We start from the raw sequence: 14,132 nt of genomic DNA on the forward strand, positions 1-14,132 counted from the left end.
CTTCTCCCCGCAACGCCGTCGACTGCACCGAAAGCGTTGACGGCGACCACCCTCATCATCGCCGCGGCGCTGACGACCACGACCATCCCGCAGGCGGCAGCAGCGCCGACAGTGCCCACCCTCCCCCAGCAGGTCACAGACCTCCAGGGGCAGTACCTCCCGGCCACACTCCCCGCGGTCCAGCACCCCGGTGCACCTGTCCCCCGACCCTTCGCACCGGACGCCTACGTCGGCTACATCTCCGACGTCAGCTCCTACCCTGGCGGCATCTACCACCAGGTCGTGGCAGGTTTCGATGACCTGCGCGACAACCACCCGGACACCATCGCCGCCAACCTCGACACCGTCGTGGCGATCAACAACACCGCCTCGCCCGAACGCATCGCCACCGCCCAGGCCGATGCCCGCGTCGACGACGGTGACATGCTCGACAACTTCGCCGACGCCTTCGGCAGCGTCCTCGCCCCGCACCTGAGGCAGGCCATCGCCGAGAACCGGTTGCCGAAGACCCGCGCCCTGCTCGATTCCGGGTACCTGTCGCGGGCCCAGGGGCTCGCCGCGTCCACGCTGGTGGAGAAGGAGATCTTCGACAACCCGCGTCCCTTCGAGGTCGCCCCGGACCGCATCATCCACCACAACGATGCCGGGGACGAGGACTACTACGAACTCGGTGGCTCGGCGTCCTTCCCCTCCGGGCACACGAACCAGGCCGTGCTGGTCACCACGCTGCTCGCCACGGTCGTGCCCGAACTCGCCCCGCAGCTGCTGGCCCGCGGGTCCGAGGCCGGGGAAAGCCGGGTCGTCATGGGTGTGCACTATCCGCTGGACGTCATCGGCGGACGCATGACCGGTACCGCCGCCGCGGCCGACCGGTGGAATGACCCGAAGATGCGCGACGCCCTCACCCAGGCCGGCGACGAACTCCGCGCCGAACTCGAGTGGCGCACCGGCGAGCCGCTGGCGGACACCGTCGCCGCCCAGACGAACTACCGCAGCGACGCCGAGGCGTCACAGTCCTACGCCGACCAGGGCACCTACGGTCTCGCCCCGGTCTACGGGGACGCTCCGATGGTCGTGCCGCAGGCCGCCCCCGACCTGCTCATCAACCGCTTCCCGGACCTGACCTACGCCCAGCGCGCCGCGGTCCTCCGGGCGACCGCCCTGCCGGCAGGTTCCCCGCTGGACGACCAGGGTCCCGACGGGTCCTGGCAGCGTCTCAACCTCGCCGCCGCGTCCGCCGCGCAGGTCAGCACCGATGGCGGCGTCCTCACCGTCAACGGGGTGGCGGCATGACACCGGTGAGCCGACGTGGTTTCCTCGCCGGGGCCGCGGCACTGGGCGCGGTGGCACTGGCTCCGCGGGCGGCGGCGTCCGCCCCGGCATCCGGGGAGCAGGCAGCCGGAGAACACGGAGAACACGGAGAACACGGGGTCTTCGCCCACTCCGTCGCCTCCGGCGATCCCCTGCCGGACGCGGTGGTCCTGTGGACGCGCGTCACCCCGGTACCGGACGCCACACCCGGCTCCGGACACGGCGAACCGACTACCGTGCGCTGGGAGATCGCCCGGTCGGACGACTTCTCCGGGGCGATATCCGGGGAGGTGCGCACCGACGCATCCGCCGACCACACCGTGAAGGTCGATGCCGCAGGTCTGGAGCCTGCCACAGACTACGTCTACCGCTTCACCGTGCTCGACGGCCCCGCCGCCGGTGCGGTCTCACGTACCGGTCATGCCCGCACTGCCCCGGCCCCGGAAACGGATCCGGGGAACCTGCGGTTCGGCGTGTGCTCCTGCTCGAACTACGAGGCGGGGTACTTCCGCGCCTACCGGGACATGGCCGACCGCTCTGACCTGGAGTTCACGCTGCACCTGGGTGATTTCACCTACGAGTACGCCACGGGTGAGTACGGCGGGGCGTACGAGACCACGGTGCGTCGGGTGCAGCCACAGAACCGGACCGTCACGCTGGCGGACTACCGGATCCGGCAGGGCTTCTACCATCAGGACGCCGACCTCGCCGATCTCCTGGCGGCCCGACCGCTCATCGCGATCTGGGACGACCACGAGTTCGCCGACAACAACTGGCGCGACGGGGTGACGGGCAATTCCTTCGAACCCGGCGACGACTTCACCGCCATGAAGGCGGCGGCGACACAGGCCTACCTCGAATGGATGCCGGTGCGCGGACTGCCGCTGCAACGCCATCTGCGCTTCGGGACACTTGCCGAGTTCATCATCCCTGACCTGAGGTCCTTCCGCGATGAGCAGCAGGAGATCCCGGCGGCATGGCGGGGCGGCACCGGGGCCGGAGACACCGGCCGGACGATGATGGGACGCAGCCAGGCTGACTGGTTCACCGATGTGCTGACCAGTTCAGACACCCGATGGCAGCTGGTCGGCAACGAGGTGATGTTCGCTCCGATGACGTTGCCGAACACCCTCGATCCGCGGATCCACGACTGGCTGGTCGACCAGGTGGGTCTGCCGTCGGACGGACTGGCGCTCAACGCCGACCAGTGGGACGGGTACATGGCGGAGCGGCAGCGGATCATCGATGTGATCGGCGGAGGTTCGGACGGTGCTGGCGAAGCGAAGCCGGGCGTTGTCTTCCTCACCGGCGACATCCACTCATCCTGGGCCGCGGACATTCCGGCGCATGCGGGTGACTGGCGACTGGGCCGGAACTCCCGGGCGGTGGCCACGGAGTTCGTGGTGCCGTCGGTGACCGCGGCGAGCGCCTACGACGGCATGGCATCCTCCCCTGCGATGAAGGAGATGATTCTTGCCGCGCTCGGTGCCGGCGAAGAGATCATCACGCAGGTCGACGACTGGTTCCGGTACGTGGATCTCACACAGCACGGCTACATGGCCGTGGACGTGAATGCCGAGCGGGTCCAGGCGGACTGGCACCACGGGGAAGTCCTCAGGCAGGACGCTCCGCTGACCTGGTCGACCAGTTTCATGGCCGTCCACGGGTCGCCCGGTGCGGTGCCGGCGTCGGGGCGGTTGGGATAGCGGCTGCGTTCTGGATGACGTCCTGGATGACGGTGTTACCGGTGCCGGTGCCGGTAACACCGGAGCTCCACTGTCAGGACCACCCACCACGTTGTTGTTGTCGCCGGTGATGGAGAGACTGTCGAGGTCGGAGTTGGTGACCTTGGACTCGTTTCCATTCACGACGATGTCTTCCCCACCGATGCAGGTCCCGACGCTTCCCACGTCACGGGCGTCCCCTGAGCCGGAACCCGACTCTCCCCCTCGTCGTGGGCCGCTTCCTCCACCACAGCGCCGGTGGACGCATCGACGCTGCTGTTGCCGGCCGATGCCTCCCGGGAGGCCGCACTACCGCTGGTGAATGAGGGGGCGGGCACAGCGTCCGTGCTGTCGTCCTCACTGCCGCAGGCGAAAAATGCGGTCATGACGGGTGCTGCACCTCCGACGGCTGCGAAGTGGGTGCGGCGTGCACGGCCCCGGGTCTTGGCGGGCTTGTAGTCGTCCTCTCTCCGACCCGACGGTATTCGCCCGGTTTGTCGAGGTCAGGCTGGCACGCAGACAACCGTGTGCCCGGCTGTTGACGGGGAGAATTCCCCTCAGAACCCACCGTGCGGTGCCATCAGAAAAGGGCACCGACCATGTCAGCTCTTCTTCGCAGCAGCCTTCCTGGTCGTCTTCTCGGCGGTGGTCTTCTTCGCCGTGGTCTTCTTCGTGGCCTTCTTCGTGGCCTTCTTCGTGGCCTTCTTCGTGGCCTTCTTGGCGGTCGACTTCTTGGCAGCAGACTTCTTCACAGTAGACTTCCGCGCTGACCTGGCCGACTTCTTGGAGACTCCACCGTCCGCGGCCTCCTTGGCACGCCGCTCACTGAGCAGCTCGTTGCCACGGGCGTCGGTCATGGTCTCCGGGGTGTCACCACGGCGCAGCGACGCATTCGTCTCACCGTCGGTCACGTACGGCCCGAAACGACCCTCCTTGACCGTCATCGGTTTACCGGAGACGTCATTGTCACCCAGCTGCTTCAGCGGGGGCTTCGCCGCCGCCCGGCCACGACGCTTCGGCTCAGCGTAGATCCGCCGTGCCTCATCCAGCGTCACCGTGAAGATCTGCTCCTCACTGGCCAGCGACCGCGAGTCGTTCCCCTTCTTCAGGTACGGCCCGAACCGCCCGTTCTGCGCGGTGATCATCTCACCGTCGGACGGATCCACACCGACCTCACGCGGCAGGGACATGACCTTCAGCGCGTCCTCCAGCGTCACCGTCGCCGGATCCATGGTCTTCAGCAGGGACGCCGTCTTCGGCTTCAAGGTCTCCTCGAGGATCTCTCTGATCCGCTTCGCCTTCTTGTTCTCCGCGGTCTTGGTCTCCCGGCTCAGCGGCTTCTTGCCCTCCTCAGCCCGGGCGGCGTCCTCCGCGTCACGCTCGGCGTCGATGACCTTTTCCGCCTCAGCCGTGACGCGTGCCTCCTCGTCATCCTTCACACGCTCGGTGACATATGGCCCGTAACGTCCTTCCCGGGCCACGATGACGCGACCGTTCGCCGGGTTCACACCCAGCTCACGGCCACCCTGCGGCGTCGCGAAGAGCTTCTCGGCGATCTCGAGGGTCAGCTCGTCCGGCAGCAGCGCCTCAGGCAGGTTCGCCCGCTGCACCGTCGGCTCGGCCGGCTCACCGGACCCGGTCTCCGCACCCGGCTCGGCCGGGATGATCCGCTCCAGGTAGGCACCGTAGCGTCCCACCCGCACAACCACGGGGACGCCGTTGGCGTCGTCGAAGAGATGCAGGGAGTTCACCTTGCGGGCGTCGATCTGCTCCAGATTGTCGTTGACCAGGTGCTTCAGACCACCGAGCCGGGCCACGGACTCCGCCGTCGCATCCGACGCTTCGGCATCCCCGAAGTAGAAGCCCTTGAGCCAGTGGGAACGGTTCTCCTCGCCACGGGCGATCTCGTCGAGCTCGTCCTCCATCGAAGACGTGAACTCGTAGTCCACCAGCGAGCCGAAGTTGTTCTCCAGCAGCCCGACCACGGCGAAGGCGGTCCAGCTCGGCACCAGCGCCGAACCACGCGAGACCACGTACCCGCGGTCCTTGATGGTGTTGATGATCGAGGCGTAGGTCGACGGACGGCCGATACCCAGCTCCTCCATCGTCTTGACCAGCGACGCCTCGGTGTAGCGCGCCGGCGGCTGGGTCTCGTGGCCCTTCGCCGCGATCTCTGTGGTGTCCAGCGCATCGCCGACGACCAGTACCGGCAACGCCTTCTCCGCATTGTCGGCGACATCACGGCCGTCGGCGGTACGGGTGGTCTCCACGTAGGCCTTGAGGAATCCGGGGAAGGTGATCGTGCGGCCGGTGGCCTGGAAGTCCACGGCCTCGCCACCCGTCGCCTCACCGGAGACCGTCACCTTCATCGAGGTGCCCTTGGCGTCCGCCATCTGGGACGCCACAGTGCGCTGCCAGATCAGCTCGTAGAGCTTGAACTCCTCGGCGTCCAGCTGGGACGCCAGCGCGCCCGGGGTCCTGAAGGTCTCACCGGCCGGGCGGATCGCCTCGTGCGCCTCCTGCGAGTTCTTCACCTTGCGGGTGTACTGCCGCGGCGCGTCCGCGACGAACGACGGGCCGTACAGCTCCTTGGCCTGCTGGCGCGCCGCAGCGATACCGGACGCCGAGAGCGTCGTCGAGTCGGTACGCATATAGGTGATGTGGCCGTTCTCGTAGAGACGCTGCGCGATACGCATCGTCCGTTCCGAGGTGAAGTGCAGCTTGCGGCCGGACTCCTGCTGCAGCGTCGAAGTCATGAACGGTGCGTAGGGACGCCGCGTGTACGGCTTCTCCTCCACATTGGTGACCGCCATCGTCGCCCCGGTCAACGCGGCCGACAGGGCCTCGGCACGGGCCTTGTCCAGCACCGTGACATTGGCCTGGGCCTTGCCGGTCTTGAGCTTTCCGTCGTCGTTGAAGTCACGGCCCTGGGCCACACGGGCACCGTCGACCGCGACGAGGTTCGCGTCGAACTGTCGCGGGTTGGTGGTGGCGTCCTGACCCCTGTCACCCGTGTCCAGCGTCGCGGTGAGGTCCCAGTACCCGGCCTTCACGAACGCCATGCGCTCGCGCTCACGACGCACGATGACGCGGGTGGCGACGGACTGCACGCGGCCGGCGGACAGCCGTGGCATGACCTTCTTCCACAGCACCGGGGAGATCTCGTAGCCGTAGAGACGGTCGAGGACGCGGCGGGTCTCCTGGGCGTCCACCAGGTCGAAGTCGAGTTCGCGGGTGTTCTCCGCGGCCTCACGGATCGCCTCCGGGGTGATCTCGTGGAAGACCATGCGGCGCACCGGCACCTTGGGCTTGAGAACCTCGAGCAGGTGCCAGGCGATGGCCTCGCCCTCACGGTCGGGGTCTGTGGCGAGCAGGAGTTCGTCGGCCTGCTTCAGCTTCGCCTTGAGGTCGGAGACCTTCTTCTTCTTGTCGGGGCTGACGATGTACAGCGGCTGGAAGTCATCGTCGACGTTTACGCCGAGGCGTGCCCACGATTCCTTCTTGTACTTGGGCGGCACGTCGGCGGCGCCGCGGGGCAGGTCGCGGATATGACCGACAGAGGCCTCGACGATGAAACCGTCGCCGAGGAACTTCTGGATCTTCTTCGCTTTCGTGGCCGACTCCACGATCACGAACCTCTTTCCGCCACTCACGCTGCCCTGCGCTCCCATCCGGTCCGCCCTACCTTCATACTTCGAAACCTCTCTCGACCAGCGACCATACACGGCGCTTCGGACAGGGGTGTGATTCCCTCGGCGGACAGGGGTGTCGCAGGCGGCGCCTCAGAGCCTTGCGCGGACCCGTCCTCAGGCGTTCGCCACGGTGAAACGGACACGGCGGTGGGCCGGGGCCTCGAGCTCGTCGACGGCGGCCTTCGCGAAGGTGCCGGCACTCACGAAGTCGCCGGCCGGCTGGTCGTCACCGAGGGTGTAGGACGCGGACGCCTCACCCGGGGCGATCTCCGGCGCCGGGGCGAGCATGGTCCAGTCCAGGCTCTCCGGGGCGGTGCGCCAGAGGCCGAGGATCTCGGCGAAACTGTCGGCCTCGGCCTTGTAGGCGGCCGGGAAGTCCGGGGTGTCCTTGAGCAGCGTGCCGTCGGGGGTTTCGGTGGCGCCGGCACCGCCGACGATGAAGATACGGGCGGTGACCTTCGCCTCGGCCAGCGCCGGGATCAGGGCGGCGTGGGCGTCGATGATCGGCTGCACGGAGCTGCCGTCACGGGCGCCGGGGACGGAGATCACGAGGTTGTCGGTGGCGGTGGCCTTGGCGACGACGTCTGCGGCGTCCGTGACCTCGCCGGTGGCGTAGGTGACGCCCGCGACGGCGTCCTTCACGTCCGTCGGGCTCTTCCGGGTGACGCCGGTGACGGTGAATCCGCGGGACGCCGCCTCTGCAGTGATGGCCGAACCGACCATGCCGGTGGATCCGTAGACGGTGATGGTGCTCATGGGTGTTACCTCCGATGATGATGAGTGCGTGTTGATCGCGTATTTCTGTCGTTCCGGAACTGACCGTACGCCTGACACTTACCAATGTAAAGTGTCTTACCAAAATTCGTCTCTCCTGCAGTTCAGGTGTAGAGTTCCCCTCATGACCGCATGGAATCCTGCCGCCCGCGACTGCCCCAGCCGCACCCTTTTCGCCACCGTCGGCGACCGGTGGAACATGCTCATCCTGCTCGCCCTCGAGGATGACGACCAACGCTTCGGTGAGCTGAAGACAAGCGTCGACGGTATCTCCGACAAGGTCCTCACCCAGCGGCTCGGCGTCCTCACCGCCGACGGCCTGGTCGAGCGCACCGCCTACGCAGAAATCCCGCCGCGTGTCGTCTACCGCCTCACCCCGCTGGGACGCTCCGCCCTGCCGCCGGTGCACGCACTGTTCGACTGGACGGTGGGACACATGACCGACGTCGTCGCCTCCCAGTCGGGGACCGCAGCCGGCGCCTGATCTGCCTCTGACCTGCACAGTACCGGGAATCTCAGTTATCCTCCGACAGAAGACAAGTGCCGCCGCCGGACGGTGACCCGGGCATGACCACCCGACATTTCCGCAGTTCACCGACCTCCCTGACCTTGGCCGTCGCCGTGGCGTTCGCCCTGTTCACCGCCCCTGCCGCCCACGCTGCCCCCGGCAGTACCGTCACCTTCGGCGACCCCTTCGTCGCCGCGCCCTCCCCGCTGACATCCACCACCACGCCTTCGCGCCGCTCCCCGCCGGCATCCCGTCGTGCAGCGTGGCATCTCCTACTGTCGCCTGAGCAGGAGGAAGCGACATAAGGAGCTGCCGCTGTGCACGTAGCACTGCCACTGCGTCATCGATCGTCCTGTTTCAGTGACAGAACCACCGGAATCCTGTTGAATGTCACCATGAACTCAGGGGGAGAGTCCGGGGCGGGGTCCCGCGACACCACACAGCAACCACGACAGCAACCACGACAGCAACGACAGCCCAGCCCGTTGATACCGGTATCCGAATGCCGCATCACAGACTGGTACCACCGTCAGATCCCGTGGAAGCATGCGAACCGTCCGAGCGTGATCACCGGTCGACGCCCCATGACCAGGCAGGAACTGACGAAGCAAGGAGTCACCCGCGCGACGCTGCGCGACAACTTCACCCCTGCCGAACGTGGCGTCTACGTCGGTAATGAGGCACTCCTCCCGGAGACCACGGACTCCGGCTTCCGCCGCGACCGACGCATCACCGCACTTCAGCTCACCATCGCTCACCTGCTCCGGCATCCGAAGCGCATGGCGACAGGTTTCGGCGCGGCATCCCTCTACAGGATGACCTCCTTCGTCAACGAGGAGATCCTGGAGTTTCTCGCACCCCACGGCACCGACCCCTCCAGCGCTCCGGCGCACATCCTGGTGCACCCGACCCGGCATCTTCCTACGCATCTCAGGGGCGTCCGCCACGTGACCGGGGATCTCAGTCACCTCCGGATCGCGGATCCCGGAACCACGCTGTCCCATATGCTGCACCTGGTCAGCACGCCCGACGACGCCCGGTCTGCCCGATGGAGGATCCCCGATCTCACCTCGGTGCGCCCTCACCTCACTCCGGAGTTCATCCGGTGCGTGCAGTCCAGCGATGCCTTCCATCATGCACGGGGACGCCAGGAACTCGACCCACTCTCCGGCCTGATGGTCCCCGGTGGTGTGGACGCCGACCTCGCCGCCCGTGTACTCGGAGCCACTGATCTGGGGGCGGAATCGCCCATGGAGACCCGGCTGCGGCTGGTGGTCGCGGACCTCGCCCCCGGGCTACGCAGCCAGATCCCGGTATTCAAGGACAACGGCAACCTCCTCACCATCTCCGACCTGGGATGGGAGGACCATGGCCTGCACCTGTTCTACGACGGCGAACATCACCTCAAGCGCAGCCAACGTGACAAGGACTCGAAGGTGCTCGCCGCGCTGCAGCGCGACGGTGGGCGCGTCATCAGGGTCGTCTCGGAGGATCTGAAGGACGCCGACGCCGTCGCAGCGCTGCGGGACCGCATCATCGAGGTGCTGGAGTAACTGCATCGGAAAACGGAGAAGGTGCCACGCACTGTGACGCGCCTGGGACAATGAACCGGAATGCCGGACTGTGGCATCCCGTCATGCAGCGTGGCATCTCCTCCTGTCGTCTCAGCGAACCGAAGCGACAGGAGTGGATGCCGCTGTGCACGGAGCACTGCCGAAGGACCCGCACATGCAGAACACCGCCCCTACCGGAGTGATCCGGTGGAGGCGGTGCTCTGAGTGGTTCTGTCGAGAGACAGGACCGCGTCTCATATGTCCCGCAGGCGAACCCGCAGCACGGTCCCGGAGGACTTAGAGAGCGGTGACCTGCTGCGCCTGGGGGCCCTTGGCACCCTCGCCGATCTCGAACTCGACCTGCTGGTTCTCCTCGAGGGTACGGAAGCCGTTGCCCTGGATCTCGGAGTAGTGGACGAAGACGTCAGCGCCGCCATCGTTCGGGGCGATGAAGCCGTAGCCCTTTTCAGCGTTGAACCACTTGACGGTTCCCTGTGCCATGTTCTTACCTTCTTCAGATTCGGTGATCGACATCCCCACGTTCTTGTACGGAGATGCCGGGCCGATGCATAGACCACCGGAGTGGAGGTCCGTTCGCATTCAAAACAACTCCCGCGAACGTTTCACCTACTGACACGGCGAAACACCGGTGGAACAGCGAGCAAAGCGACGCACAGAAACTGTGACCACCCACCAGTGTTCCACGTTTGCGCACCAACCACCACACCACCCCCGAAATTGACAGGCTCTACACTGGTCAGCCATGGCAGACAGTGGTGCAGCGTCCGGCGTCCCCGGGTCCTACGGGGCGGAGCTTCTCGCCGCCCTCGCCCCGCTGACCAGGAATAACACGGGCAACAGCGAAGAGAACGGCGAAACAGACACCGTCCTCACGCACGTGCGCACCGAACCCGCCCGCCTGTCGGACCCCGTGGACTGGCCGGACTGGGTCGACCCGGATCTTCGCGCCCACCTCGTCGACGAGGGCATCGAGCGCCCGTGGTCGCACCAGATCACGACCGCGGACCACGCCCGCAACGGCACCGATGTCGTCGTCGCGACGGGCACGGCGTCCGGCAAGTCGCTCGGCTACCAGCTGGCCGTCACCGATGCGCTGATCCACGACCGCCTGGCGTCCTGCCTCTACCTGTCGCCGACGAAGGCCCTGGCCCAGGACCAGCGCGCGGCCCTCGCCCGGCTCATCGCGTCCTCCCCCGCGATGAAGGACGCCGTGGTCGCCACCTATGACGGAGACACTCCCGCCGAGGCCCGCCGCCTGATCCGGGAAGAGGCGCGCGTCATCATCTCGAACCCGGACATGGTCCACGCCTCGATCCTCGGAAACCACGAACGGTGGACGCGTCTGCTGCGCAACCTGCGCTTCCTCATCGTCGACGAATGTCACGTCTACCGGGGCGTCTTCGGTGCGCATGTCTCCCTGGTGCTGCGTCGGCTGCTGCGACTGGCACACCGGGCCGGCGCCCGTCCGACCATCGTCCTGGCCAGTGCGACGACCGCGGATCCGGCCGGGCAGGCACAGCGGCTGACGGGGCGTCCGACCGTGGCGGTGACCGAGGACGGCTCCCCGCGCGGTGAACGCACCGTGGCCCTGTGGGAGCCGGGGTTCCTGGAGAACACCGTCGGCGAGCACGGTGCGCCGGTGCGCCGGGCGGCGACGACCGAGGCGGCGGCGATCATGGCGCGCACCATCGCCGAGGGCGCGCGGACACTGACCTTCGTGCGCTCCCGGCGCGGCGCGGAGATCACCGCCCTGGCCTGCGCGGACGACCTCGCCGGACTGGGACGGGTCGATGACGCCCGGCGCATCGCGTCCTACCGTGCCGGCTACACGCCGGAGGCCCGCCGGGTGCTGGAGAAGCGGCTCGACGACGGCGACCTGCTCGGCATGGCCGCGACCAGTGCGCTGGAGCTCGGCATCGACGTCGGCGGCCTCGATGTGGTCGTGAGCTGTGGTTTCCCCGGCACGGTCGCAAGTTTCCGTCAGCAGGCCGGTCGTGCTGGACGCCGCGGACAGGGCTGCCTGGTGGTCATGGTGGCCTCCGACAATCCGATGGACACCTACCTCGTCCACCACCCCGGCGACCTGTTGGATCATCCGGTCGAGGCGAGCGTCTTCGACCCGACGAACCCCTATGTCCTGGCCGACCATGTGCTCTGCGCCGCGGCGGAGGCCCCGCTGGCCGACGGGGAGGTGACCGCCTTCGGCGGGGACGTGGACGCCACGGGCGTGGTCCGTCAACTGACCGCCCAGGGGCTGCTGCGGCGCAGACCGCGGGGCATTTTCGCCGACGTAGACGCCGCGACAGGTGTCCATGCCCGGGTGAACATCCGCGGTGGCTCCGGTGACCAGGTGCTCATCGTCGACACGACCTCCGGCCAGATCCTCGGCACCGTCGATGCTGCCCGGGCGGTCTCCGAGGTCCATGACGGGGCGGTGTACGTCCACCAGGGCGAGTCCTTCGTGGTCGACGAGATCTCGCTCGAGGGGTCGATGGCCGCGGTGCACCCGGAGACGCCGGCATGGCACACCCGCGCGATGGAGACCACGGAGATCCGGATGGGCCGGGTCTACTCGACCAGGGAGATCGGTGGCACGGACTCCGCCCCCTCGGGCATCTGGCTGGCCGATGTGCAGGTGCAGGTCACCCACCAGGTCACCGGCTACCAGCGTCGGACCTCCGACGGGGAGGTGCTGCAGACCGTGCCGCTGGAGGTGCCACCGCAGCGCCTGGTCACCCGGGCGGCGGCATACACGGTGGATCCGGGCGTGCTCTTCGACCTGGGCATCGAGGAACCGCTCTGGCCGGGGACGCTGCACGCCGCCGAGCATGCGGCGATCGGGATGCTGCCACTGCTGGCCACCTGCGACCGGTGGGACATCGGCGGCGTCTCGACCGTGCTGCACTCCGACACCGGCTTTCCCACCGTCTTCGTCTACGACGGCTACGCCGGTGGCGCGGGCTTCGCCGAGGCCGGAGTCAACCGCTTCGCCGAATGGATGAGGATGACGGCGGAGGCGGTCGAGTCATGTGCGTGCGAGTCCGGCTGCCCGTCGTGTGTACAGTCGCCGAAGTGCGGCAACGGCAATGACCCGCTGTACAAGCAGGGCGCGGCGGTGCTGCTGCGCACGTTGGCGGAGAAGGCCTCGGTCGCGGGCTGAATCGACCCCTTACCGGGAACCGTCGGCTAAGGTGAGCCTCATTCTGACGCTTCTGACGCTTCTGACGCTCTTCCGACAGGAGACCCATGCCCCGCCGACCCGCCGTCACCTTCGCAGCACTCAGCGCACTCACTGTGCTGGCCACAACCGTCGCCACCACTCCCTTCGTTACCGCCGCACCCCTGATCCCCGGCTCCCCGATGCCGGAGCCGATGGCCCCGATCGTCACCCCGGACTGGTCCGGCCTCGACGTCCGGTCCCCGGCGAGTCTGCCTGATCTACCGGCCGGGTACGGCGTCCCCCTGCAGGAGGTCCCGCTGGCCGACGAACAGCGCCTGCCCTCCGGCGGCGACACCCAGCAGCGCTTCGTATATTCGACCGTGGACCAGCACGGTGAGATCGCGGCGTCCACCGCGGTGGTGTTCCTGCCGACCGGTGAGGCTCCGGAGGGCGGTTGGCCGGTGGTCGCGTGGGCGCACGGCACGACCGGTATGGGCGACAACTGCACACCCTCGGCCGGCAGCCGCAATGACAGAGACCTCGTCGACCACTGGGTGGACGCCGGGTACGCCGTCGTCGCATCCGACTACACGGGCATGGGGACGCCGGGTCTGATGAGCTACTTCAACGGCGAGGCGACCGCAGTCAGCGTGGTCGACTCGGTCATCGCCGCCCAGCAGCTCGACTCGGTCGGTGCGCAGTTGTCGACGAAGTGGGCCGTGGCAGGGCAGTCCCAGGGCGGCGGGGCGGCACTGCATGTGGCACACGGGGCGTCCTCCCGCAGTGCCGAAGCCGGCCTGGACTACCGCGGGGCCGTCGCCACCGGTGCGCCCGGCTACATCGAGGAGGTCATGCTGGCGCTCGGGCCGGACACACCACCGTTCCCGATCACCGGCACCCTGACCGCGTACCTGCTGTACACGCTGGCCGGGTTCAGCGAGGCACACCCCGAACTGGATGTGGACGCGGTACTCACCGAGGAAGGACGCCGCATGGTGTCCGCCGCGAAGACGACCTGTCTGCGCGAGTTCCGCCGTGCACTCGACACGGTGAATGTGGCGAACGCCTTCTCGGCGCCGCTGCGGTCGGTGCCCGGACTGGAGCCGGCACTGCGGGCGTACATGTCCACCCCGACCGACGGCTACGACCAGCCGGTGTTCCTGGGCCACGGGCTGTTCGACCTGGATGTGCCCTCGCCCATCGGTGTCGCCCTGAACTCCGAGATGTGGGTCAACCAGTTCGCGGGCTCAAATGAGCAGGTCGAGGTGCACTGGTACCCGACCGACCACGGTGGCGCGATGTCGCAGTCCTTCGGGGACGCCACGGCGTTCATGTCGCGCATCATGGGCTGAGGCGGACGTCACCGGTCCTCCAAGACCTCCGATGCCC

Annotated in this window: 10 protein-coding genes; 7 read left to right on the forward strand and 3 right to left on the reverse strand. The window is 67.7% G+C overall.

What is annotated here, in order from left to right; translation table 11 throughout:
• Window positions 1-36 precede the first annotated feature (36 nt).
• Entirely contained in the window at window positions 37-1,293 is a 1,257-nt protein-coding gene (locus tag ACZ9GM_RS10025) for an acid phosphatase (RefSeq protein ID WP_476038341.1), read from the forward strand.
• Entirely contained in the window at window positions 1,290-3,017 is a 1,728-nt protein-coding gene (locus ACZ9GM_RS10030; protein WP_476037750.1) for an alkaline phosphatase D family protein, read from the forward strand. The genes ACZ9GM_RS10025 and ACZ9GM_RS10030 overlap by 4 nt, the downstream gene beginning before the upstream one ends.
• Before the next feature lie 620 nt (window positions 3,018-3,637).
• Here ACZ9GM_RS10030 and topA read toward each other — a convergent pair.
• Together topA and ACZ9GM_RS10040 are read right to left on the reverse strand one after the other, a co-directional pair.
• Window positions 3,638-6,706 (reverse strand): type I DNA topoisomerase, encoded by a 3,069-nt coding sequence (gene topA / locus ACZ9GM_RS10035; protein WP_476037751.1) that lies wholly within the window; start codon window positions 6,704-6,706, stop codon window positions 3,638-3,640.
• Window positions 6,707-6,841: 135 nt separating this feature from the next.
• The gene (locus tag ACZ9GM_RS10040; protein WP_291474349.1) at window positions 6,842-7,483 is read right to left on the reverse strand and encodes an NAD(P)-dependent oxidoreductase; all 642 of its coding nucleotides are present in this window, start codon (window positions 7,481-7,483) and stop codon (window positions 6,842-6,844) included.
• Window positions 7,484-7,625: 142 nt separating this feature from the next.
• Between ACZ9GM_RS10040 and ACZ9GM_RS10045 the strand changes: the two genes are divergently transcribed.
• The 3 genes from ACZ9GM_RS10045 to ACZ9GM_RS10055 all read left to right on the forward strand — a co-directional run bounded on the left by ACZ9GM_RS10045 (window position 7,626) and on the right by ACZ9GM_RS10055 (window position 9,562).
• A complete protein-coding gene (locus ACZ9GM_RS10045; RefSeq protein ID WP_291474348.1) occupies window positions 7,626-7,985 on the forward strand; it encodes a winged helix-turn-helix transcriptional regulator in 360 nt (119 codons plus the stop codon).
• A gap of 83 nt (window positions 7,986-8,068) precedes the next feature.
• Window positions 8,069-8,314, forward strand: a complete 246-nt coding sequence (locus ACZ9GM_RS10050; protein WP_291474347.1) for a hypothetical protein — start codon at window positions 8,069-8,071, stop codon at window positions 8,312-8,314.
• Window positions 8,315-8,593: 279 nt separating this feature from the next.
• Window positions 8,594-9,562 carry a hypothetical protein gene (locus ACZ9GM_RS10055; protein WP_291474346.1) on the forward strand — a complete coding sequence of 323 codons (969 nt, stop codon included), beginning with the start codon at window positions 8,594-8,596 and terminating at the stop codon, window positions 9,560-9,562.
• Window positions 9,563-9,859: 297 nt separating this feature from the next.
• On the opposite strand, the gene ACZ9GM_RS10060 is transcribed toward ACZ9GM_RS10055, so the two are convergent.
• Window positions 9,860-10,063: a cold-shock protein gene (locus ACZ9GM_RS10060; protein WP_010120999.1), complete on the reverse strand. Its 204-nt coding sequence runs from the start codon at window positions 10,061-10,063 to the stop codon at window positions 9,860-9,862.
• A 262-nt stretch (window positions 10,064-10,325) separates the two neighbouring features.
• On the opposite strand from ACZ9GM_RS10060, the gene ACZ9GM_RS10065 reads away from it, so the two are divergent.
• Together ACZ9GM_RS10065 and ACZ9GM_RS10070 are read left to right on the forward strand one after the other, a co-directional pair.
• Entirely contained in the window at window positions 10,326-12,743 is a 2,418-nt protein-coding gene (locus ACZ9GM_RS10065; RefSeq protein WP_476037752.1) for a DEAD/DEAH box helicase, read from the forward strand.
• An 86-nt stretch (window positions 12,744-12,829) separates the two neighbouring features.
• Window positions 12,830-14,095 carry an alpha/beta hydrolase family protein gene (locus ACZ9GM_RS10070; RefSeq protein ID WP_291474344.1) on the forward strand — a complete coding sequence of 422 codons (1,266 nt, stop codon included), beginning with the start codon at window positions 12,830-12,832 and terminating at the stop codon, window positions 14,093-14,095.
• The last annotated feature ends 37 nt before the right edge of the window (window positions 14,096-14,132 follow it).

It is taken from the genome of Corynebacterium sp. UD i78, from assembly GCF_056280545.1.